Here is a 20,229-nt window from a genome sequence, read left to right on the forward strand (position 1 = left end):
ATAGGTTTCTTGCCTGTATGAAACCTGCCTCAATAACTGACCCCGGCTTCGTGCCGGGGTTTTTTTGTGCCTGCCTTTTGCACATCTGCGCGCGCGATCACATCGTTTCGGTCAACGGCTGTGCGCATCGTCGGCGCCGCGTTCTGCGGGAGGGTCAGAACGCGACGCCTTTCATCTTGGGGGAGAGTTGATTTGCTGCCCAACATGTAGAGGTAGTAACCACATTTTGAGTTAACACGAGGTTAACGACGATGTTGCGGATAAGTGTCACGGGTGTGCGTGGCGACAATTGGTGTCCCGTGTTTAGCGGTTTCCCTCGCGCGCGCAGCATGTAGTATTGCGGCAATGCAGCAACAGGAGCCGGGGACATGACACAAACAGCGCAGCTTGCGGGCAAGACCGCCGTGATTACGGGATCGAACTCCGGGATCGGTCTGGGCATCGCCTGGGAAATGGCGCGCGCGGGCGCCGATGTTGTCCTGAACTCCTTTACGGATCGGGACGAGGATCATGCACTGGCGGAGCAGATTGCGGCCGAAACAGGCGTCACAGCGCGCTACATCAAGGCGGACATGTCAAAGGGGGGCGAATGTCGGGCCCTGATCGAGACCGCTGGCCGCTGCGATATTCTGATCAACAATGCAGGTATTCAATACGTGGCGCCGATGGAGGAGTTTCCGACCGAGAAATGGGACGCCATTATCGCGATCAACCTCAGCTCCGCCTTCCACACCACCGCCGCCGCCTTGCCCAAGATGCGGGCTGCGGGCTGGGGGCGGGTGATCAATGTTGCCTCCGCCCATGGATTGACCGCATCGCCCTACAAGTCGGCCTATATTTCAGCCAAACACGGCATCGTCGGCATGACTAAGACCGTGGCGCTGGAGACGGCCCGTGAACCCATCACGGCCAATGCGATTTGCCCGGGCTATGTTCTGACGCCGCTGGTCGAAAGCCAGATCCCGGACACGGCCAAGAAATACGGGATGTCCGAGGAGGAGGCCAAACAAAAGGTCATCCTTGAGCGGCAACCGTCCAAGGAATTCGCGACCGTCGAGCAGCTTGGTGGGACGGCTGTGTTTCTGGCATCTGACGCGGCCGCGCAGATCACGGGCACGACGATCTCCGTCGATGGTGGCTGGACTGCGCTCTGAACCGCGCGGTTTTTCAATGCGTGCTGCACACACTGGATGCGCGCTGACGCGCGGTTTGGGGGCGTTGCCCCCGGCCTGCGGCCTCCCCCAAGGTATTTGGGGACAAAAGAAGGAGACGGCACATGCGTGAGCCTGTACGCATCAATCTTGGCTTGCAAGGCGGCGGCGCCCATGGGGCGTTTACCTGGGGGGTGTTGGATCGTTTGTTGGAGGAGCCCTGGCTGGAGATCGCGGCGGTGACGGGCACATCAGCGGGCGCTTTGAATGGGGCGGCGCTGAAGTCTGGTTGGGTGCGGGGCGACCGCGAGGGGGCTCGGGAGGCGCTGGAGGCGCTGTGGCAGCAGGTCTCGGGGATCAGCGACTTGCGCATGCCGGCATGGATGCAGGGATTTGTTCCGGAGCCGTTTTTTACGGCAAAAGCGCTTGAGTATTCGCCACTTTTTGCAATGGCGGATACGCTGACACGCGTTGTGTCGCCGTATATCTATGGACCTTTCTACAAGAACCCTTTGGAGCGGATCGTCTCGGAATTTGATTTCGACAAGGTGTGCACGCGTGTCAAAGGGCCTGAGCTACATGTCTGCACCACATGTGTTCGGGATGGCAAGGTGCGGGTGTTTACCGGGGAGGGGATCAATACCGATGTCATTCTCGCGTCTGCCTGCCTGCCCACATTGTTTCAGGCCATTGAGATGCCTGATCCGGTTACCGGTGCGCCGGAGGCATTCTGGGACGGCGGTTATACGGGTAATCCTGCGTTGTTTCCGTTGTTTGAGGCGCATTTGCCCGATGACATTGTCATTGTGAACATCAACCCGCTGGAGCGGGAGGGGATACCGGCCACGCCGCAGGACATTGCCAACAGGATCAACGAGATCAGTTTCAACTCCTCCTTGTTGCGCGAGTTGCGCGCGATCGAGTTTGTTCAGCGGTTGCTGGATCAAGGGCAGATCCCGGAGGGGGCGATGAAGCGCCTGCGGGTGCACATGATTGCGGATGATGGGTTGATGAATGATCTGTCCGTTGCGACCAAACTGGTCGCTCTGCCGAGTGTGATCGCGCAGCTCAAGGCGGCGGGGCAGGAGGCTGCCGAGGTCTTTCTTAGCAAACACGCAGATGATCTGGGGCAGCGGCAAAGCGCGGATTTACGCGATATGTTTGCCTGAAACGGGCCTGCCTGCGCGCGGGACTGCGCCCTCAGGACGCGCGTTTGCGCGCCAGCTCTTCAATCTTGGCTTTGGCATCCTTGCCATTGGGATAGACGAGGCCAGCCGAAATCACGAGCTTGGCTGCATCTTCAACGCTCATATCCAGCTCTATTATGTCTTCTTTCGGGAAGAAGAGAAGGAAGCCTGACGTCGGGTTGGGTGTTGTGGGTACGAAGACGGAGATAAGATCGCCCTGTGTCTCGGCGCGGTCGGCCACTTCGCCGCGCGCCGTCGTCGAGATAAAGCCGATGGCCCAGATGCCCTTGCGCGGGTATTGGAAAAGGCAGGCCTTCTCGAAGCTGCGCTCGGATTGCGCGAAGACGGTTTCCGCGATTTGCTTGATGCCTGAATAGATCGAGCGGACCACGGGCGTGCGCTCCACCAGGCTCTCGGCAAAGCGGATGAGCGACCGGCCGATCAGTCCCTTTGCGATCCAGCCGACGATGATCGTGAAGATCAGGAAGATGATCACGCCCACACCGCGCAGGTTAATCCCAATGTATTTCTCGGGGTTGAACGTGTCCGGAACGAGAGGCAGCACAAAACTGTCGACCCAGCCTGCCAGTGTCCAGAGGAACCAGATCGTCAGGCCAACAGGGGCGATCACCACTAGACCTGTCAGGAAAGACGCGCGCAGGCGCGAGATCAGGCCCGGCCGTCTGGGTTCAGGGTCAAATGGGGTCGTCATGTCTCGGGTCTATGGTCCAGTCTTGTACTATAGCTAGGGGCTCTTGGCGGCGTTCACAATGGGTCTTGCCGCTTTACAGCGTCGCAGGGCGTCATTTGCTCAATGCACAGGCAATTTCCGCGCCAAGACGGGCGTTGTTGAGAACAAGGGCAATGTTGGCGGTCAGGGAACGGCCTTCGGTCAGCTCGAAAATGCGTTGCAGGAGATATGGGGTCACGGCTTTGCCTGTGATTCCATGGGCCTCGGCATCTGCGAGGGCGCGCTCCACCATCGGCGTGATTTCCGCGCGCGGAATTTCCGCCTCAACCGGGATTGGATTTGCAATCAGCTGCCCGCCCGCAAGCCCGAGCGCGCCGCGCATTGCATGGGCGCCCGCGATGGCGTCGGGTGTGTCCATGCGTAAAGGCGCTTTGAGGCCCGCATCGGAGGACCAGAAGGCGGGAAAGGCATCCTGCCCATAGGCAATGACAGGGACGCCATACGTCTCTAGAACTTCAAGTGTTTTCGGCAGATCAAGAATGGCTTTCGCGCCTGCGGCCACGACAGTTACCGGCGTGATGGCCAGCTCACGCAGATCTGCCGACACATCAAAGCTTTGATCTGCGCCTCGATGAACGCCGCCGATGCCGCCTGTGGCAAAGACGCTGATGCCTGCGTGATGCGCGGCGATCATAGTGGCGGCCACGGTTGTCGCACCCGTTCGGCCCTCAGACAGGCACACCGCCAGATCCGCGCGCGAGAGTTTGGCCGCGCCGCGCGTCCCCGCGAGATCTTCCAGCGCATCATCATCGAGCCCGATGTGTAATTTGCCATGCAAAACGGCAATGGTCGCGGGCGTGGCACCGCTTGAGCGAATTTCGGCTTCGACCCGTCGCGCCATATCTAGGTTCTGAGGCCAGGGCATGCCATGGGTGATGATTGTCGATTCCAGGGCAACGATTGGCGCACCGGCGGCTCGCGCCTCGGCCACTTCCTGCGAGTAAACGGGGGTCATTGTGGGGTATCTCCTGCAACGTAACGTGCGGCAGCGGTCAGAGCATCGCCTAGCGCGCTTTGCCTGTCCAGTCCGCGGTATTCGTAGGCCATATGGGCGGCCATAAAGGTATCGCCCGCACCGGTCACCCGTGTGACGAGGACCTCGGGCGGATGCGCTTCGAGGACTGCCTCGCTGGTCGCATCAGCGGCCATGGCGCCACCATTGGTCACCAAAGCGCGCAGGGCGCCGCGCTTGACCAGCGCTCGGGCCGCGTCATGGGCTGTCTCGAATGTGTCCTGGCACAGGATGCCGGCCTCCTCGAGGTTGACGTAGAGCGTGGCACTTGGTGTTGAAAGGAAGGGCGCGAGGCGTTGGGCCTTTCCGGGCGAGGCTGGCGCGACGCGCAGATCCGCGGCGGCGAAAGCCGGGTCCGACGCGATCCGCGCGAGCAAAGCCTCGGTCAGGTTGCCATCAAGGGCAATCAAACCCCCAAAAGGCTTTCCGGTGGCGCTCAAGGTGCCATCCAGCACGGGACGCAGGATCTTTTCGCCAGCCGTCTCCAGGGAGTGCGCATCGGCAATGGCCGCGACAAGACCGCCTGCGCCTTCAATGGCCATGTAGCGATCTGTGGCCAGATCATCGGAACGGTAAATGTAATCCGTGATTAACCCCATCTCGTTGCATTCTGCGATCAGCGCTTCGCCTTCCTTGTCCCGTCCGATCGAGGTGATCAGCGCGGGTGTGAGGCCAAAGCGGTGCAATGTCATGGCAATGTTGAACGCAACCCCGCCGGGGATCTGAGTGATCCGCCCCGGCACATCCGACCCCATCCCGACATGGTTGGCCGTCCGACCAATCACGTCCCAAAGGACAGAGCCAATGCACAATACGTTTGTCATGGTGGAGTAGTGGCCTGTTGCGCAGTGATCCGCAAGTCGGGGCCTTGCCCATTTGCGCGAATAGAGCAAGTCTGCGCGCAAGACATGTGAGGGGATGGCCATGAGGCAGGTCTGGTTTATCTGTTTGGCGATTGTGATCTGGGCCAGCGGCGCGATTGCGCATGAAGTACGCCCCACGGTGGGGGATCTGTCGACCTCAGGCGGCGTTGTCACTCTGTTGCTTGACCTGAACGTGGAGGCCTTTGTTTCAGGTGTTGATCTCGATGTGGCGGCAGACACCAATTCTGCCCCGGAGGCCCAAGCCTATGACACGCTGCGCGCGCTGAGCTCTGACGCCCTCGCAGACCGTTTTGCGCCCGTCGCAGAACGCATGGCGGCTGAAATCGGGATGTCAGCGGATGGCGCGGCCTTGCCCTTGCGGGTCGAACGCGTGGACATCGGCCCCATCGGCGATATCGAAGCCCTGCGTGACAGCACGCTAATTCTCACAGCCGATCTGGAACGTGGCACAACGCTGGAGGTGACTTGGCCACGCGGCTACGGCACCTTGATCCTGCGCCAGATTGATCTGGAGGATGGATACGCAGGTTATATCGACGGAGGCAGCACGTCCGGGCCGATTTCCATTGCATCGCCCACACAGTTCAGCGCTGGCAGTGTTTTACTCAGCTACATCGCAGTGGGCTTTGAACATATCCTGCCCAAAGGCCTAGATCATATCCTCTTTGTGCTGGGGCTTTTCTTTCTCTCGCTGCGCATGGGCGCGCTCTTGTGGCAGGTCACGGCGTTTACCTTCGCACATAGCGTCACGCTTGCGTTGAGCGTTTTGGGCTGGGTATCGCTGCCCGGCGCCGTGGTTGAGCCAATCATTGCCGCGTCTATCGTATACGTGGCGGTGGAAAACATCCTGTCTCCGAAAATGACGCCGTGGCGTCCGGTTGTGGTCTTTGCGTTTGGCCTGCTGCACGGATTGGGCTTTGCATCGGTGCTGGGCGCTTTTGGTTTGCCCGAAGGTCAAGTGGTGCCTGCGCTGATCGGCTTCAACATCGGTGTGGAGCTGGGGCAGATTGCCGTGATTGCCATGGCCTTTGGCCTTGTGGTCTATTGGTTCGGCGCCAAACCATGGTACCGGCGCGCGATAGCGATCCCTGCCAGCGTGATCATTGCCTTGATCGGGGCATGGTGGGTTGTCGAGCGGGTGTTCCTGTAGCACCCCTCACCATGACACCGCCAACAGACTTCTTTTGCCTCGAAATACCTCGGGGGAGGCACAAACGCAGTTTGTGGCGGGGGCAGCGCCCCCAAACGCGCTCAGGGCAACAGAGCGGGCATCAAGCGTCAGATCGCAAGCTCGACCCAGACCGGCACATGATCTGAAGGTTTGTCGTGGCCGCGAATGGCGGCATCTATGCCGACATCGGTCATATGATCCGCCACAAGTGCGCTCATCAGAATATGGTCGATCCGAATGCCATCGTTCCGGTTCCAAGCGCCCGCCTGGTAATCCCAGAAAGAATACGTCTCGGGCGCGGGATTGCGCGCGCGGACGGCATCGGTCAGGCCAAGATTGACGATCTCGCGAAACGCGTTGCGGCTTTCCATCCGAAACAAGGCATCATCGGTCCAGCTTTCCGGGCGCGCGGCGTCTTCGGCCTGCGGGATGATGTTGTAATCCCCCGCCATCAGAAACGGCATTTCTGCGTCGAGCAAGCTCTGCGCGCGTGCCTTCAGGCGTTTCATCCAGGCCAGTTTGTAGTCGTACTTGGGGCCGGGGCAGGGGTTGCCATTGGGCAGGTACAAGCCACACAGGCGCACAGCCATATGGTCGCCCATGACACTGGCCTCGATGTAGCGGGCCTGTTCGTCGCTCTCATCGCCGGGCAAGCCGCGCGTGACGTCCTCCAGCGGCAGTTTTGACAGGATTGCCACGCCATTAAAGCTCTTCTGACCATGGGTCTCCACATTGTAGCCCATGGCTTCGAAATGCTCTGAGGGAAAGCCTTCGTCGACAGACTTGATCTCTTGCAAGAGCGCCACGTCCGGCTGCGCCTCTTCGAGCCATGCCGTCAGCGCGCCAATGCGCGCCTTTATGCCGTTGATGTTGAATGTCGCGATTTTCATGGCTGCCCTCTCTCCATCTGCTGCGGTTATCGGCGGGATCAGGCTGCGGGGCAAGAGGCTGCAACTGTGTCAAACGCCCGGCGATTCGCCGCTGATTCGCTTCGGTTGACGCTGAAAAGTCGCTAATTTTGGGTAAACTGAACGTGCGCACAAAATTTGAGCACAACAAGAATTGCCGAAAAATCCGGGTCGTCTGCCGGAAACAGCTTTTGTGGATAAGTCTCGTTCTGCCACCTCTGCGAGAAAAAACGTTTTACAGCTCCCGCCATGCGAGCAAACCTTGAGGCACAACTTCGCTTAGCAACCAAGGAGACAAGCTATGCTGGCACGTAAACAGGAAAACGTTAAGGAAATCGAAACTGCACAAGTGGCTGCACCCGTTGCAGAAATCGCCGAAGGCGAACTCGTGCACACAATGATGTCCTGCTCCATCGAAGAAGGTTCGGACATGTTCGACGGCGACCAGGTTCAAGCCATGATGTCCTGCTCGTAAGAGCCTGATCTCGGGGTGGGAAACCCCATGTGACGCAAGGAGGACCAATCCATGTCCAACGTAATCCATGTCTCGTTTCCCACCCGCGAAGAGCGCCGAGCGGATGCGCTCGGCACGCTCATCCGCGATTTCGCCATCTCCCGGCGCCTGGATACCGATGTATTCTGGCTCAAGGAGAACGGCGAATTGCTCAACATCCTGGAATGCACGGGCGCGCAGGTCGCGCCCGCCATTCTCGGCGTACATGAGGCGACCTATTCCGCTCTGCCGGAGCGCCTCGCCTTTTTCCCGCAATACTACCGGTTCTTGGTTTCGCTGGCACTTGATCTGGAAGATCTGGGCCTGTCAGCCGGACCCACCGGCAATGTCGCGCAACGCATGTGTGACTGGGTCGTGGATCAGGGTTTGGCTGAGGGCGAAACCTCCGATATCCAACGCCTTGAGGCCCAACGCCTTCTATCAAGGCGGAATTGTCAGGCTCGACTGGATACCGCAGCTGTGCAGGCCCGCCTTCGACAATTTATCAGCGCGCCACAGCGCTTTGCCCTTCCCAACAAGAAGGCCGCTTATGAACTGACCCACATCGTGTTTTATCTCACGGAATACGGGCGCATAGCGCCTGACTTCGATGCGGCCTTGCAAGAAAGCCTCGAAAACGTGGGCGTTTGGGCTTTTCTTGACGGGAATGCCGATCTTTTGGCTGAAGTTTGCATCGCTATGCGTTATGCCGGATACAACCCATACGATACTTGGGAATCATGGATCGCGCAAAGGATGAAGTCCGTCACTCTCACAAGAGCCCCCGCCGTTCCCGCGGGCGACGCGTATCACAGCGTTTTCATGGGTGCCTGGCTCAGTGCCTTGCGCGGCGGCGACGGTTTGGCCGCGCTGGACGTGCAGCCGGGCGAGGGTGCGCCGGTGTTGATGATGCCCAAGCCCGATCACAGCGCGCTGCGCGAAATGTCACGACATCTCTATGGCATGCCCGACAGGTCTTCGGATTGGGCGCGCATGCGCGGCGTACTTGATGACCGCCTGTCGGATCAGGCGCGCGGCCAGTTGGCGTCCGCCCTCGAGACGGGCGATGCCTTTGAGCGGTTCTTTGAAGGCTTTGCCCGTGCAAGCCGCGTGGTGCAGGCATGAAAGAGGCCATCCGCACCCCGCTCGTTGGCGCTTTTCTCGTTATTGCCTACACCGCGGCCATTACCATGGCCGACGCAATGACCAAACATCTCGCGATCGCCTATGAGGCGCCGCAGGTCTTGATGATTGTATCGGCAGCGGTCGTTTTCATCTCGATGGGAACAATTCTTGTCCGCAACGATACATCCGCGCTGCGCACCAAAGCACCCCGCGCCATGGCCTTGCGGTCTGGCGCGACCGTTGTCGCTGCGGTTCTCTTTTATTATGCCTTCGCTTTGTTGCCCTTCGCGGACGTCTTTTTATTCATTGGAATGGTGCCAATTCTGGCGGGCCTGATGTCTGCGCCTGTCCTGCGCGAAAAGGTGTCGCCCGCGACATGGGTGGCGCTCTGCGTGGGCGCCTTTGGTGTCTATCTGCTTTTCCCGGGCGGACATACTGATATTGGCGCGGGTCACATCGTGGCGTTTGGCGCTGCCGCTGCCGGCACTTTTGCCATCGTCATGTCACGCTACATCGCACGCATCGAAGACAATGCGATCGCGCAGGTCTTCTACCCCCAACTGGCAGTCTTCATCTGTATGCTGATCGCCACGCCCTTCGTGTGGCAGCCGATGAGCCAGTTTGATCTGTCGCTCTCGCTGATGTGCGGCATCACGCTGTTCGGGGCGCGCTATGCGCTGGCATTGGCGATGCAATCCCTGCCAGCCTATGCGGCAACGCCGTTGATCAACGTGCAGTTCGTCTGGATGGTCGTGGTGGGCATGGTGATCTTTCACGAAGTCCCGGCGGCCCATACGGTGAGCGGCGCGGTCTTTATCGTCCTGTCCGGGCTGTTTCTGGTCTACGAGCAGAAAGTGCGCGCCACACCCGCGCGCCGCGAAACGGCTTCGACTGTATCCTGAGTTTGGTTGTATCCTGAGCGCTCGGCCGGATCAGAGATGATCCCCGATCCCGGCTACATCGAGAAGGACGTGCCGCAGCCGCAGGAACTCGTGGCGTTGGGGTTCTCGATCACAAAGCGCGCACCGATCAACTCGTCGGAAAAGTCGATTACGGCATTCTCCAGAAACGGCAGCGAGACCGCATCCACCACAACGCGCTCTCCCTGGCCCTCGAGGACCAGATCGTCTTGCGCAGGGGCATCCAGCGCGATTTCGTATTGAAATCCCGAACACCCGCCGCCTTCGACCGCGACGCGCAGCGCCTGACCTTGCTCCGCAGCGCCAATCTCGGCCAGTCGGGCAAAGGCGCGTTCCGTGACTTTTGGGGGCAGTTGCATGATGTCTCACCAGTTTTCATGGGCCGTTGTTTTACATATAGAAAGTCCATTCCTCGCCGACAAGAAGGCACAGTCATGTCCCACGCGTCTTATGCATCCGATCCAGCCCAGTCGCGCGGCCGCCTTTGGCCTGAAGAGGAGAGCGCGCATCGCTCCGCATTTCAACGCGACAGGGATCGGATCATCCACGCCTCCGCCTTTCGCCGCCTCAAACACAAGACGCAGGTCTTTGTCGAACATGAAGGCGATTATTACCGCACGCGGCTGACCCATTCCATCGAGGTGGCCCAGGTGGCTCGCACAGTCGCGCAAGCCCTCGCGCTCAATACCGAACTGACCGAGGCTGTCGCACTGGCCCATGATCTTGGACACACCCCCTTTGGCCATACCGGCGAGGATGAGCTGGACCGGCTCATGCGGCCTTTTGGCGGCTTTGATCACAATGCCCAGGCCCTGCGCATCGTGACGACACTCGAGCGTCACTACGCAGCGTTCGATGGGCTCAATCTGACATGGGAAGCCCTGGAAGGCATCGCCAAACACAACGGCCCCGTGGACCAGCCATGGCCATTGGCGCTCGCGGATTACAATCAAAACCACGATCTGGAGCTGCAGACACATGCCAGCGCCGAAGCGCAGGTGGCTGCCCTGTCCGACGATGTGGCCTACAACAACCACGATTTGCACGATGGCCTGCGCGCGGGGCTGTTTTGCGAGGAAGATATCTGTGATCTGCCGCTGGTGGGCCCGGCCTTCGCTGAAGTAGACGAGCTCTATCCGGGCCTCGATGCCACGCGCCGCCGCCACGAAGCGCTCCGGCGTGTCTTCGGGGCCATGGTCACAAACGTCATCGCAACATCGCAACGCAGCTTGCAAAGCCTGAACCCGCGCTCGGCCGATGATATTCGCGCCGCAGGGCGTCAGGTCATCCGCTTCTCGGACGAGATGTGGACCGATCTCAAGGAAATCCGTGGCTTCCTCTTCAGCCGCATGTACCGCGCCCCGAGCGTCATGGAAGTCCGCGCCGCAGTGACCGAAGTCGTCCGCGCCCTTTTTGAGCTCTATATGGCGGCGCCAGAGCATCTGCCGCCCGATTGGCAAGGCGCCCAGATGTCTGAGCCCGACGAGCGCGCGCGCCACGTGGCCGACTACATTGCCGGCATGACGGATCGCTACGCCTTGCAGGCCCATGCAGAACACTTCGGCCCCTCCAGCCTGACCGAACGGGCCCGATTGTGACCCCACCTCTGTTTCTTCTGGCCAAAAATACGCAAATCCGCGGACAACCAGACGCGCTCACGCCCCTTCATTGACCCCACGATCTGCCATGATAAACCGCACACCTTACATGATCCCCGAAGGACCGTCGCAATGAACCTCTTTTCCGATATCCGTGCGCTTGTGATCTCCGCATTGGAAAGCCTGCAGGCAGAAAGCGTTCTTCCGGAAGGGCTGGATTTCCGAAATGTGACGGTTGAGCCGCCCCGGGATCCGGCCCATGGCGATATGGCGACCAATGCGGCCATGGTTCTGGCCAAACCCGCCAAATCCAAACCGCGCGACATTGCCGAGGCGCTGGCTGCCAAACTGGGCGGCGATGCCCGGATCACGGAAGCTTCTGTTGCGGGCCCCGGTTTTCTCAACCTGCGGCTTGCGCCGTCGGTCTGGCAGGGTGTCGTGGCCAATGTGTTGCAGGCGGGCGACGCCTTTGGCCGCTCCGATATGGGGCAGGGCAAGCGCGTCAATGTCGAATATGTCTCCGCCAACCCGACCGGGCCGTTGCATGTGGGCCATACCCGCGGGGCGGTCTTTGGCGATGCGCTGGCCTCGCTGCTGGCCTATGCGGGCTGGGATGTGACGCGGGAATACTACATCAATGACGGCGGTGCACAGGTCGATGTGCTCGCGCGGTCCGTCTACCTGCGCTATCTCGAGGCCCATGGCCAACAGGTGGCCTTTGAAGACGGCACGTATCCCGGCGATTATCTTGTGCCCGTGGGCGAGGCGCTCAAGGACAAGGTCGGCGATGCCTATGTCGGTCAGGGGGAGCAGGTCTGGCTTGCGGAGGTCCGCGAATTTGCCACGGCCGCCATGATGGACCTGATCCGCGACGATCTCGCGGCGCTCAATGTCGAAATGGATGTCTTCTTCTCGGAGAAATCGCTCTATGGCACGGGCCGCATCGAGGCGGCGCTCGAGGATCTCAAGGGCAAGGGCCTGATCTATGAAGGCGTGCTGGAGCCGCCCAAAGGCAAGAAGCCCGAGGATTGGGAGCCGCGCGAACAGACCCTCTTCAAATCCACTGAGCATGGCGATGACGTGGATCGTCCCGTCATGAAGTCAGACGGGTCCTGGACCTATTTCGCACCGGATATCGCCTATCATTATGATAAGGTTTCCAGAGGCTTCGACGCCCTTATTGATGTATTTGGTGCTGATCACGGCGGCTATGTCAAGCGGATGAAGGCGGCGGTGTCTGCGCTCTCGGATGGCGAGACCTCGCTGGATATCAAGCTCACGCAGCTCGTCAAACTCTTCAAGAACGGCGAGCCGTTCAAGATGTCCAAGCGGGCGGGCACGTTCGTGACCTTGCGCGATGTCGTGAGTGAAGTGGGCCCCGACGTGACCCGCTTTCACATGCTGACGCGCAAAAACGATGCTGAGCTGGAATTCGATTTTGACAAGGTGCTGGAGCAAAGCCGGGAGAATCCGGTCTTCTATGTGCAATATGCCAATGCGCGGGTGCATTCTGTGCTGCGCAAAGCCCGTGAGGCGGGGATTGACGTGGGCACGCCCGACCTCAGCCTGCTCACCCATGAAGCAGAACTTGGCGTGATCGCCAAAATGGCCGAATGGCCGCGTTTGGTCGAAATTGCCGCGCGGACAAATGAGCCGCACAGAATTGCGTTCTACCTCAACGAGTTGGCAGCGGACTTTCATGCCCTTTGGAACAAAGGCAATGATGTGCCCGCGTTAAGGTTTGTGCAGGAAAGTGACCCAGACGCAACATCGGCGAAAATCGCGCTCGCGCGGGCCGTTTCCGTTGTGATTTCGGCCGGTCTTGGTATCCTTGGGGTAACGCCGGTGGAGGAAATGCGCTAAGACATCGCCCCGCTGGCTCTGAGCAGGCTACCCCAATTCTGTATCGCCCCAAAAGGGCGCCAATCCGCATGTGGGGTGCATCCAACCAAGAGACAGCGGGCACCTCAAGCCCGCGGGTGAGAGGCGAAAATGGCAGAAGCGAATATGCCCTTCGGCGGGGCAACAGGCGCACCTTACAGACAGGTTCAAACACCACCCCAACCGCATATGCAGGCCGCCGCTGGCTATCAGGCCCGGCCCCATGCGCCGGCCGAGCCGCGCGCATCCAACGCCATGGGGCTGACGCAAATCGCAGGCGCGCTCGTCTCGCTGTCGCTCATCGCGGGCGTATCGGTCTGGGGCTACAAGCTCATCATGCGCGATGTCTCGGGTATTCCGGTTGTGCAGGCCACGGAAGGGCCCATGCGCGTGGCGCCGGAAGATCCCGGCGGGTCCATCACCGCCAATCAGGGGCTTGCGGTCAATGAAGTGGCCGGGCGCGGCGCAGCTTCCGGGCCGGTCGATCAATTGACCCTCGCACCGACACCTGTTGACCTGACAACCGAGGACGCGTCGGGCGCGCAATTGCAGTTGACCTCTGTCTCCCCCGAAATCCGCCCGGCAGCGACGCCGACAGCACGCGCCGTGACCGAGGCCGAAGACATTGCGGTTGCACCGCCCGCGCCCGTGGGCACGGATTTGCAGGACGCGGCCATTCAGGCCCTCGCGGATCAAATCGCAGCAGGCGTCGCACCTCTGAGCGAGACGTCTCTGGATGGCACGCCGCCGGTGCAAACCAATGTGACCGATCCCGGCACGGACGCAGAAACAAACCCGGTGGCCGCCGCCAGCGCCGCACCGGACGCACGGTCGTTGCGGCCACAAGCGCGCCCCGGCGCCTTGCGCACAGCCTCGGTTGCGCCGGTGGCAGCGCCTGCAACCGCAACAAGCGCCGATGCGCTCGACCTCAATGCCGCTGATCTGCCCGTGGGGACACGGCTGGTCCAGCTCGGGGCCTATGACAGTACCGAGGTGGCGCAGGCCGAATGGTCCCGTATCGCGGGCCGGTTTGATACCTTCTTCGATGGCAAACGCCGCGTGATTGAGCGGGCACAATCCGGCGGTCGGACCTTTTACCGTTTGCGCGCCGAAGGCTTTGCCGATCTGGCAGATGCGCGCCGCTTTTGCGCGGCCCTTGTGGCGGAGCGCGCCGATTGCATTCCTGTTGTAACCCGCTGAGACCAATATGGCGCAAGCGCCCCTGATCCTCGCCCCGGAAGGCCCAACGCTCTCGCAACGCGAGGCCGCGTTTTTCCGGGAGTGTGATCCCTGGGGCTTCATTGTCTTTACCCGCAATCTCGAGGAGCCGGGCCAGATCCGGCGGCTCACCGATGATATGCGCGATGCGGTCGGGCGCGATGCGCCTGTGCTCATCGATCAGGAAGGCGGGCGCGTGCAACGGCTGCGGCCGCCTCTGGCGCGAGACTGGCTTCCTCCGCTGGATGATGCCGCGCGTTTTGGGCCAAGGGCGGCACAGGCGCTTGCGCTGCGCTACCGAGTCATCGCGGCTGAATTGCTGGCGCTTGGCATTGATGTCAATTGCGCGCCGACACTGGACATCGCAGGCCCCGAAACCCATCCGTTTCTGCGCAATCGCTGTCTCGGCGCAACCAAAGCGCGCGCGGCGTCTCTTGGCCTGGCGGTCGGAGGCGCGTTGCTCGAAGGCGGTGTTCTGCCTGTGATCAAACATATGCCCGGCCACGGGCGCGGCACGGTGGACAGCCATCACAGTCTTCCGCAGACAGATGCACCGCGTCAGGTTCTGGAGGCCGAAGACTTCGCCGTCTTCCGGACACTGGCGGAGATGCCGCTGGCGATGACGGCGCATATGATCTACCGCGATATCGACCCGGACAGACCGGCCACGCAGAGCCCGATCATGATTGATCTGATCCGCGCGCAGATCGGCTTTGAGGGTCTGTTGATGACCGATGACATCTCGATGGATGCGCTGGATGGCGATGTCACGACACGTGCGCGGGCGTCGCTTGAGGCGGGCTGTGATGTCGTGCTGCATTGCAACGGAGCGCTTTCGGAAATGGAGGCGCTGGCCGAGGCATGCCCGGCCATGACGCGCGAGGCCGTCCGCCGCGCCCGCCGTGCTTTGGACGCGCGTGCCACGCCAGCGCCCACAGATGTTGAGGCCTGGATGGCCGAATACGAGAGCCTTGCCTGATCCCCTTTTCACGGGCCCCCAAACCCGTGTATCCTTTCCCAAAGGCGGCATGCACAAAGGCCCGGCAGCGGATGAGCAGCGATACCCTCTTCGAGCAGGAGACCCCACAAAGCGTGGCCGACAGGCTGGCGGCGGAAGCGCTGATCGTGGATGTCGACGGCTTTGAAGGTCCGTTGGATGTCCTGCTGACCCTGTCACGAACCCAGAAAGTGGACTTGCGGCAAATTTCCATTCTGGCGCTGGCGCGGCAATATCTGGCGTTTGTCGAGCGCGCGAAGGCGCTTCGGATCGAACTGGCTGCGGATTACCTTGTCATGGCGGCGTGGTTGGCCTTTTTGAAATCGCGCCTTCTGTTGCCGCCGGATCCGACCGAAGAGGGCCCGTCCGGCGAAGATCTCGCCGCGCATCTGGCCTTTCAACTGGAACGCTTGCAAGCCATGCGCGAACACGCCGCCAAACTCATGGCGCGCGACAGGCTGGGCCGCGACTTCTTCCAGCGCGGTCTGCCGGAGGCCTATGAACGCGTCAAACGCGTGACCTATACCGCGACCCTGCTTGATCTCATGCAGGCCTATGCCCGCATCCGCACGAAGGATGAGTTTCGTCCCTTTGTCATGGATCGCGATCACGTGTTTACCATGGAGCAGGCGCTGGACCGGATGCGCGGGCTGATTGGTTTTGCCGGCACCTGGACCGATATCTCGACCTATCTTCCCGATGGCTGGGAAAGCGATCCGCAAAAGCGCCGCTCCGCCACCGCCGCAACCTTCGCGGCCTCGCTGGAACTGGTCAAGGAAGGCAAGGCCGAGCTCCGCCAATCCGAGACATTCGCCCCCCTTCAACTGCGCCGCAGGCAGGATACCTAGATGAACGACGACGCAGAGCAGATTGACGCGCAGGAAGAAAGCCTGTTCGAGGCGCCGCCCATGGGCGAGCAGGAGCGCATGGTCGAGGCCATTCTCTTCGCCACGGCCGAACCTGTGTCCACGCGGGAGCTTGAGGCGCGCATGCCCCACGGCTGTGATGCTGCTGAAGCTTTGGTGCATCTGCGCAAACGCTATGAGGGGCGGGGCGTGCGCGTTGTGAAGGTGGGCGATGCCTGGGCCATGCGTACGGCGCCCGATCTTGGCTATCTGATGCAAAAGGAAACCGTCGAGACGCGCAAACTCTCGCGCGCGGCGGTCGAGACGCTGGCCATTATCGCCTATCACGCGCCGGTGACGCGCGCGGAGATCGAAGAAATCCGGGGTGTTTCCGTTTCGCGCGGGACGCTGGACCAACTCATCGAGTTGGAATGGATCCGTTTTGGACGCCGCAAGATGACGCCGGGCCGCCCGGTCACGTTCGTTGTCACGCAGAGCTTTCTCGATCATTTCGGGCTGGAATCTGCGCGCGATTTGCCGGGGCTCAAGGAATTGCGTCAGGCAGGCTTGCTGGAATCCCGTCCGCTTGATGGCTCGGCGCCCCTGGGTACCGAGGAAGACGATGGCGAGATGGAAGCCACCGAGGGGCAATCCGAGCTCTTTGAAGATTGATGGATCGCGCAAAAGCTGGCGTCGTCAAATTTGCGCAAACCTGCCCAGATCTTGCCCCGGATATGCACTAGGTAACCAAGATAGCCCCGCAGGGAGAGCGTCATGAATGCAAATCGATTGATCAATATGGTGCTGCGCATGGTCATGCGCAAACTCGTCAATCGCGGGGTGAAAGCGGGCCTCGACAGCGCGCATCGGGTCGCATCGAAGCGGGGCGCTGAGACCGCGTCGGATCGCGCTCCAAATGGTCAAAAACAGGCCCAACAGCGGGCCAATCGCAAACAGGCGCGGCAAGCGAAGCAAGCCATGCGCGCCGCACGCCGCATCGGGAGGTTTTGAGAGATGAGCGACGTATCCCTGCCCACACCAACCCGACAGGCGCAGACGCCCGAGGCAGAAACGCTGCCCGACGTATATGCGCGGGAATTGCCCGCCAAGGTCTACCGGCGCCGGTTTATCCAGCGCGCGCCGACGATGGAACTTCGGCGCTACACCCGGTTCGTTACAGGCTGAGGCTTCAGCTCTTCTCGCAAACGAGAACCGCGTGGATGTAGTCCATCCCGTGCCCCGCTGGATCAGCGGCCACGCGCGCCTCGTAGGCTGCGTAGAATTGATCCACGATCTCGCGTTTTTCAGCGGCGGGCCTATTGGCCGAGAGGCCATTCACGAACGTTGGCTCCGACCAGCTGCGCAGCGTCGGGATGTAAGCCTTGGCAAAGTCCGCGGCGCTTTGCCCGCCCTTGGCAAAGGCTGTGGCGTAAGGGCAGGGGGTCAGCTGCGTTTTGACGGAAGCGAGCCTGAGCCCCGCGGCATGAACCGGTGATGCGCTGCTTTCAAGCGGTGCGACGAATTCCTCAACACTGCGGTAGACTTGCGGGAAATTCGTCGTGCGGTATTCCTTTTGGGTGATCACGCCGTCATCGGCCAACGCGTGCCAAAGCTCGGAGAATGTATCGAACATGGAGACGCCGCCGGTATGGCCCAGATAGCGGCCTTCTTGGTCGATCCCGAAATTATACAAGACCAGATGCCCGCCGGGTTGCAGCTCTGCGGTGCGGGCCAGGAGGAACTTTTCCCAATCCTGCGCGCCCTGTCTCTGGTAGGCCGCGCGGACATCGCCCAAGGCTCCGACCATGTGGACATGATCGGGAATATCGCAGGGCGTCTCGACAATGTAGTGAGACGCAGTGGCGGAAAAGCCCAGCCGCAGCTGGCCGGGCGGCAAAATGGGGCGGTGAAACGAGGTCGCTGAGGCCATGATCGAGAGGCCGGGCAGATCGGCCAGCCCGCTCTCGATGTCGGTCTGTCCGTGGACGATCTGAAACAACTGGGAAAAGTCGTTCTTGGGCAGGTCCGTGTAGATGAGTTGCATGGCCCGGTCTGGCAACCGCTTGCGCAGCCCCGCCATGAGCGCGCTCCACATCGGCAGCGAGGTCCCGCCATCCGCAGCGCCCATGTCCGAGAAGGTCAGCGGGGGCCCGTCATTGCCTTCAGCAGACAACAGGTCCTCGATCAAGGGCAAAGCCCCATTGATCACGTCTCGCGCCCCGGTCGTGGCGCGGCTGTAATAGCCTGCGCCCTTCATGGCCATAAAGGTCTCCGTCTCGTCGCGCATGTGTCAGCCTCCCTCTTGGCCTCAAGGCTAGACCGCCTGCGCTGCGGAGGCAAAGGAAGATACGGGTTCTGAGCCGGACCCGAGAGGGATTTGCGCCTCGCCGGTCACTTGCCGGGAGCATCAGAGCACGTCTGCGCGCGGAGATGGACGGAATCAGGGCGCCATCCGAAAATGCTTGGACAGCTTCAGGCCTTGGCCTTGATAATTCGACGCAAGATCCGCGCCGTAGAGCGCGCGCGGGATCTCTGCCATCCGCTCATAGACCAGACGCCCCACGATCTGACCATGTTCCAGCACGAACGGGGCCTCATGGCAGCGTACTTCCAGAACGCCCCGAGCGCCTGCGCCGCCTGCCTGCGCATGGCCAAACCCGGGATCGAAGAAGCCCGCGTAATGCACACGGAATTCGCCGACCATGGCAAGGTAGGGCGCCATCTCGGCGGCGTATTGCGGCGGGATATGCACCGCTTCGCGGCTCACCAGGATATAGAACGCGCCGGGGTCAAGGATCAGCTGTCCATTGTCTGAATGCAGCTCTTCCCAATAATCCCGTGGGTTGTAGCCGCCGATATTGTCCAGATCGATCACACCTGTGTGCGGCTTCGCGCGGTATCCGACCAGCGTCCCCTCATGGGGTTTGAGATCGACGGAGAAGCCCAGACCATCGTCAATAACCGCAGGCCCGTCGACCAGAGTTTCGGTGTCATGCAAGCGCCGCAAAGTGGCGTCGTCCAGAACAGCTTGCCCGTCGCGGAAGCGGATCTGATTGAGGCGCATGCCGGGACGCACCAGAACCGAGAATGACCGCGGGCAGATTTCAGCGTAAAGCGGGCCATGGTAGCCTGCGGGGATGCGGTCAAACTCTGTGCCATTGTCAGTGATCAGGCGGGTGAGCAGATCCAGCCGACCGGTCGAGCTCTTGGCATTGGCCACCGCCGTCAGCCCCTCGGGCAGGTCGAGATGCTCCATGAGCGGCACCACATAGACCGCGCCTTTTTCCAGAACCGCCCCCTGGCTCAGATCGATTCGATGCATTTCGAACTCCGCCAGGCGATCCTCGACAGACGCGCCTTCGCCTGCAAGAAACGAGGCGCGCACGCGGTAGGCCATCGCGCCCAGGCGCAGATCGAGGCTTGCCGGTTGGATTTGATCTTCCAGGACCGCAGGTGCGCCCGTGAGCGCGCCTGTTTCGATCAGCTTTTCAATATGCTGGCTGGCCAATACGCCGGTCATGTCTCGCCCCTTGATCCCATGGGACCCGGAGCACGCCATACACTTGAACGGGGGGTGAATTTGGTCGGGCTAGCAGGACTCGAACCTGCGACCTTCCGTCCCCCAGACGGACGCGCTACCAGGCTGCGCCATAGCCCGACTGAGGCTTGGTCATACCCCATCTGTCGCCCGCCGCAACCCAAAATATGCATCATCTCGATTTCAGTTGCGTCGCGCTGCGGCCATCTTGTCGCGCAGGGCCGCCAAACGCGCGACCATTGGGGCAAGATCGTCCGGATTGACATCGCCCGCGCTGTGCTTGGCCAGCATATGCATCAGCCCCGGAGGCGCTGTGATCGCGTCATCTTCGGGGTCGTCCGGGATATCCAGCGGTGCGCCGACGCGCGCTGCTTCTTTGGGTCCGTCCTCAGGCGCTGCCTCAGCGCTATCCTGACTGGCAGCGGTTGCGTCTGCTGTCGTGTCTGGCGCGTCAGCCGGTTTCAAAGGGCGGCGCAGGAAACCGGGGAGCGGTTGATCAGGCTCTTTGACGCCTTCGGGCAAACCATCGTCCTGTTTGAAGCTCTCTGCC

General features: G+C 61.1%; 21 protein-coding genes and 1 tRNA gene. 14 read left to right on the forward strand and 8 right to left on the reverse strand.

Annotation, left to right across the window (positions count from 1 at the left end; all coding sequences use genetic code 11):
• Positions 1-368: 368 nt before the first annotated feature.
• Together ACP15S_RS06610 and ACP15S_RS06615 are read left to right on the forward strand one after the other, a co-directional pair.
• Complete coding sequence (locus ACP15S_RS06610) at positions 369-1,154, forward strand: 3-hydroxybutyrate dehydrogenase (protein ID WP_425038781.1); 786 nt, start codon at positions 369-371, stop codon at positions 1,152-1,154.
• Positions 1,155-1,276: 122 nt separating this feature from the next.
• On the forward strand, positions 1,277-2,320 hold the full coding sequence (locus ACP15S_RS06615) for a patatin-like phospholipase family protein (RefSeq protein ID WP_425038782.1): 1,044 nt from the start codon (positions 1,277-1,279) through the stop codon (positions 2,318-2,320).
• 31 nt (positions 2,321-2,351) lie between these two features.
• Here the strand turns inward: ACP15S_RS06615 and ACP15S_RS06620 are convergent, their stop codons facing one another.
• The 3 genes from ACP15S_RS06620 to ACP15S_RS06630 all read right to left on the reverse strand — a co-directional run bounded on the left by ACP15S_RS06620 (position 2,352) and on the right by ACP15S_RS06630 (position 4,925).
• Positions 2,352-3,050 (reverse strand): DUF502 domain-containing protein, encoded by a 699-nt coding sequence (locus tag ACP15S_RS06620; RefSeq protein WP_425038783.1) that lies wholly within the window; start codon positions 3,048-3,050, stop codon positions 2,352-2,354.
• Positions 3,051-3,141: 91 nt separating this feature from the next.
• Entirely contained in the window at positions 3,142-4,044 is a 903-nt protein-coding gene (locus ACP15S_RS06625) for a pseudouridine-5'-phosphate glycosidase (RefSeq protein WP_425038784.1), read from the reverse strand.
• Positions 4,041-4,925: a PfkB family carbohydrate kinase gene (locus tag ACP15S_RS06630; RefSeq protein WP_425038785.1), complete on the reverse strand. Its 885-nt coding sequence runs from the start codon at positions 4,923-4,925 to the stop codon at positions 4,041-4,043. The genes ACP15S_RS06625 and ACP15S_RS06630 overlap by 4 nt, the downstream gene beginning before the upstream one ends.
• 100 nt (positions 4,926-5,025) lie before the next feature.
• Here ACP15S_RS06630 and ACP15S_RS06635 point away from each other — a divergent pair, with 100 nt between their 5' ends.
• Positions 5,026-6,135, forward strand: coding sequence for a HupE/UreJ family protein (locus ACP15S_RS06635; protein ID WP_425038786.1), 1,110 nt, complete (start codon positions 5,026-5,028; stop codon positions 6,133-6,135).
• 128 nt (positions 6,136-6,263) lie between these two features.
• Here the strand turns inward: ACP15S_RS06635 and xth are convergent, their stop codons facing one another.
• Entirely contained in the window at positions 6,264-7,046 is a 783-nt protein-coding gene (gene xth / locus ACP15S_RS06640) for an exodeoxyribonuclease III (protein ID WP_425038787.1), read from the reverse strand.
• A gap of 319 nt (positions 7,047-7,365) precedes the next feature.
• On the opposite strand from xth, the gene ACP15S_RS06645 reads away from it, so the two are divergent.
• Genes ACP15S_RS06645 through ACP15S_RS06655 form a run of 3 tightly spaced genes read left to right on the forward strand, consistent with a single transcriptional unit; the run spans position 7,366 to position 9,584 of the window.
• Positions 7,366-7,539 carry a hypothetical protein gene (locus tag ACP15S_RS06645; protein WP_425038788.1) on the forward strand — a complete coding sequence of 58 codons (174 nt, stop codon included), beginning with the start codon at positions 7,366-7,368 and terminating at the stop codon, positions 7,537-7,539.
• Between the two features lie 51 nt (positions 7,540-7,590).
• The gene (locus ACP15S_RS06650; RefSeq protein ID WP_425038789.1) at positions 7,591-8,682 is read left to right on the forward strand and encodes a DUF6902 family protein; all 1,092 of its coding nucleotides are present in this window, start codon (positions 7,591-7,593) and stop codon (positions 8,680-8,682) included.
• Positions 8,679-9,584: a DMT family transporter gene (locus tag ACP15S_RS06655; RefSeq protein ID WP_425038790.1), complete on the forward strand. Its 906-nt coding sequence runs from the start codon at positions 8,679-8,681 to the stop codon at positions 9,582-9,584. Before ACP15S_RS06650 ends, ACP15S_RS06655 begins: the two co-directional genes overlap by 4 nt.
• A gap of 53 nt (positions 9,585-9,637) precedes the next feature.
• Here ACP15S_RS06655 and ACP15S_RS06660 read toward each other — a convergent pair whose 3' ends face one another.
• Positions 9,638-9,961, reverse strand: coding sequence for a HesB/IscA family protein (locus ACP15S_RS06660; RefSeq protein WP_425038791.1), 324 nt, complete (start codon positions 9,959-9,961; stop codon positions 9,638-9,640).
• Positions 9,962-10,036: 75 nt separating this feature from the next.
• Here ACP15S_RS06660 and ACP15S_RS06665 point away from each other — a divergent pair, with 75 nt between their 5' ends.
• From ACP15S_RS06665 to ACP15S_RS06700, 8 genes are all read left to right on the forward strand, one after another.
• Positions 10,037-11,200 (forward strand): deoxyguanosinetriphosphate triphosphohydrolase, encoded by a 1,164-nt coding sequence (locus tag ACP15S_RS06665; protein WP_425038792.1) that lies wholly within the window; start codon positions 10,037-10,039, stop codon positions 11,198-11,200.
• A 132-nt stretch (positions 11,201-11,332) separates the two neighbouring features.
• Entirely contained in the window at positions 11,333-13,063 is a 1,731-nt protein-coding gene (gene argS / locus ACP15S_RS06670; RefSeq protein WP_425038793.1) for an arginine--tRNA ligase, read from the forward strand.
• A 129-nt stretch (positions 13,064-13,192) separates the two neighbouring features.
• Positions 13,193-14,281 (forward strand): SPOR domain-containing protein, encoded by a 1,089-nt coding sequence (locus ACP15S_RS06675; RefSeq protein WP_425038794.1) that lies wholly within the window; start codon positions 13,193-13,195, stop codon positions 14,279-14,281.
• A 7-nt stretch (positions 14,282-14,288) separates the two neighbouring features.
• Complete coding sequence (locus tag ACP15S_RS06680) at positions 14,289-15,278, forward strand: glycoside hydrolase family 3 N-terminal domain-containing protein (RefSeq protein ID WP_425038795.1); 990 nt, start codon at positions 14,289-14,291, stop codon at positions 15,276-15,278.
• A 71-nt stretch (positions 15,279-15,349) separates the two neighbouring features.
• Positions 15,350-16,144, forward strand: a complete 795-nt coding sequence (locus tag ACP15S_RS06685; protein ID WP_425038796.1) for a segregation and condensation protein A — start codon at positions 15,350-15,352, stop codon at positions 16,142-16,144.
• Positions 16,145-16,813 (forward strand): SMC-Scp complex subunit ScpB, encoded by a 669-nt coding sequence (scpB, locus tag ACP15S_RS06690; RefSeq protein ID WP_425038797.1) that lies wholly within the window; start codon positions 16,145-16,147, stop codon positions 16,811-16,813.
• 102 nt (positions 16,814-16,915) lie between these two features.
• Positions 16,916-17,152 (forward strand): hypothetical protein, encoded by a 237-nt coding sequence (locus ACP15S_RS06695; protein WP_425038798.1) that lies wholly within the window; start codon positions 16,916-16,918, stop codon positions 17,150-17,152.
• Positions 17,153-17,155: 3 nt separating this feature from the next.
• Positions 17,156-17,326, forward strand: coding sequence for a hypothetical protein (locus ACP15S_RS06700; protein WP_425038799.1), 171 nt, complete (start codon positions 17,156-17,158; stop codon positions 17,324-17,326).
• A 4-nt stretch (positions 17,327-17,330) separates the two neighbouring features.
• Here the strand turns inward: ACP15S_RS06700 and ACP15S_RS06705 are convergent, their stop codons facing one another.
• From ACP15S_RS06705 to ACP15S_RS06715, 3 genes are all read right to left on the reverse strand, one after another.
• On the reverse strand, positions 17,331-18,428 hold the full coding sequence (locus ACP15S_RS06705; RefSeq protein WP_425038800.1) for a hypothetical protein: 1,098 nt from the start codon (positions 18,426-18,428) through the stop codon (positions 17,331-17,333).
• 153 nt (positions 18,429-18,581) lie between these two features.
• Positions 18,582-19,661, reverse strand: a complete 1,080-nt coding sequence (locus tag ACP15S_RS06710; protein WP_425038801.1) for a 2'-deoxycytidine 5'-triphosphate deaminase — start codon at positions 19,659-19,661, stop codon at positions 18,582-18,584.
• Positions 19,662-19,722: 61 nt separating this feature from the next.
• Positions 19,723-19,799 (reverse strand) — tRNA-Pro (locus ACP15S_RS06715).
• Between the last annotated feature and the right edge of the window lie 430 nt (positions 19,800-20,229).

The sequence above is a fragment of the Primorskyibacter sp. S187A genome (genome assembly GCF_049800955.1).
In the GTDB taxonomy this organism is placed as follows: domain Bacteria; phylum Pseudomonadota; class Alphaproteobacteria; order Rhodobacterales; family Rhodobacteraceae; genus JAKVBH01.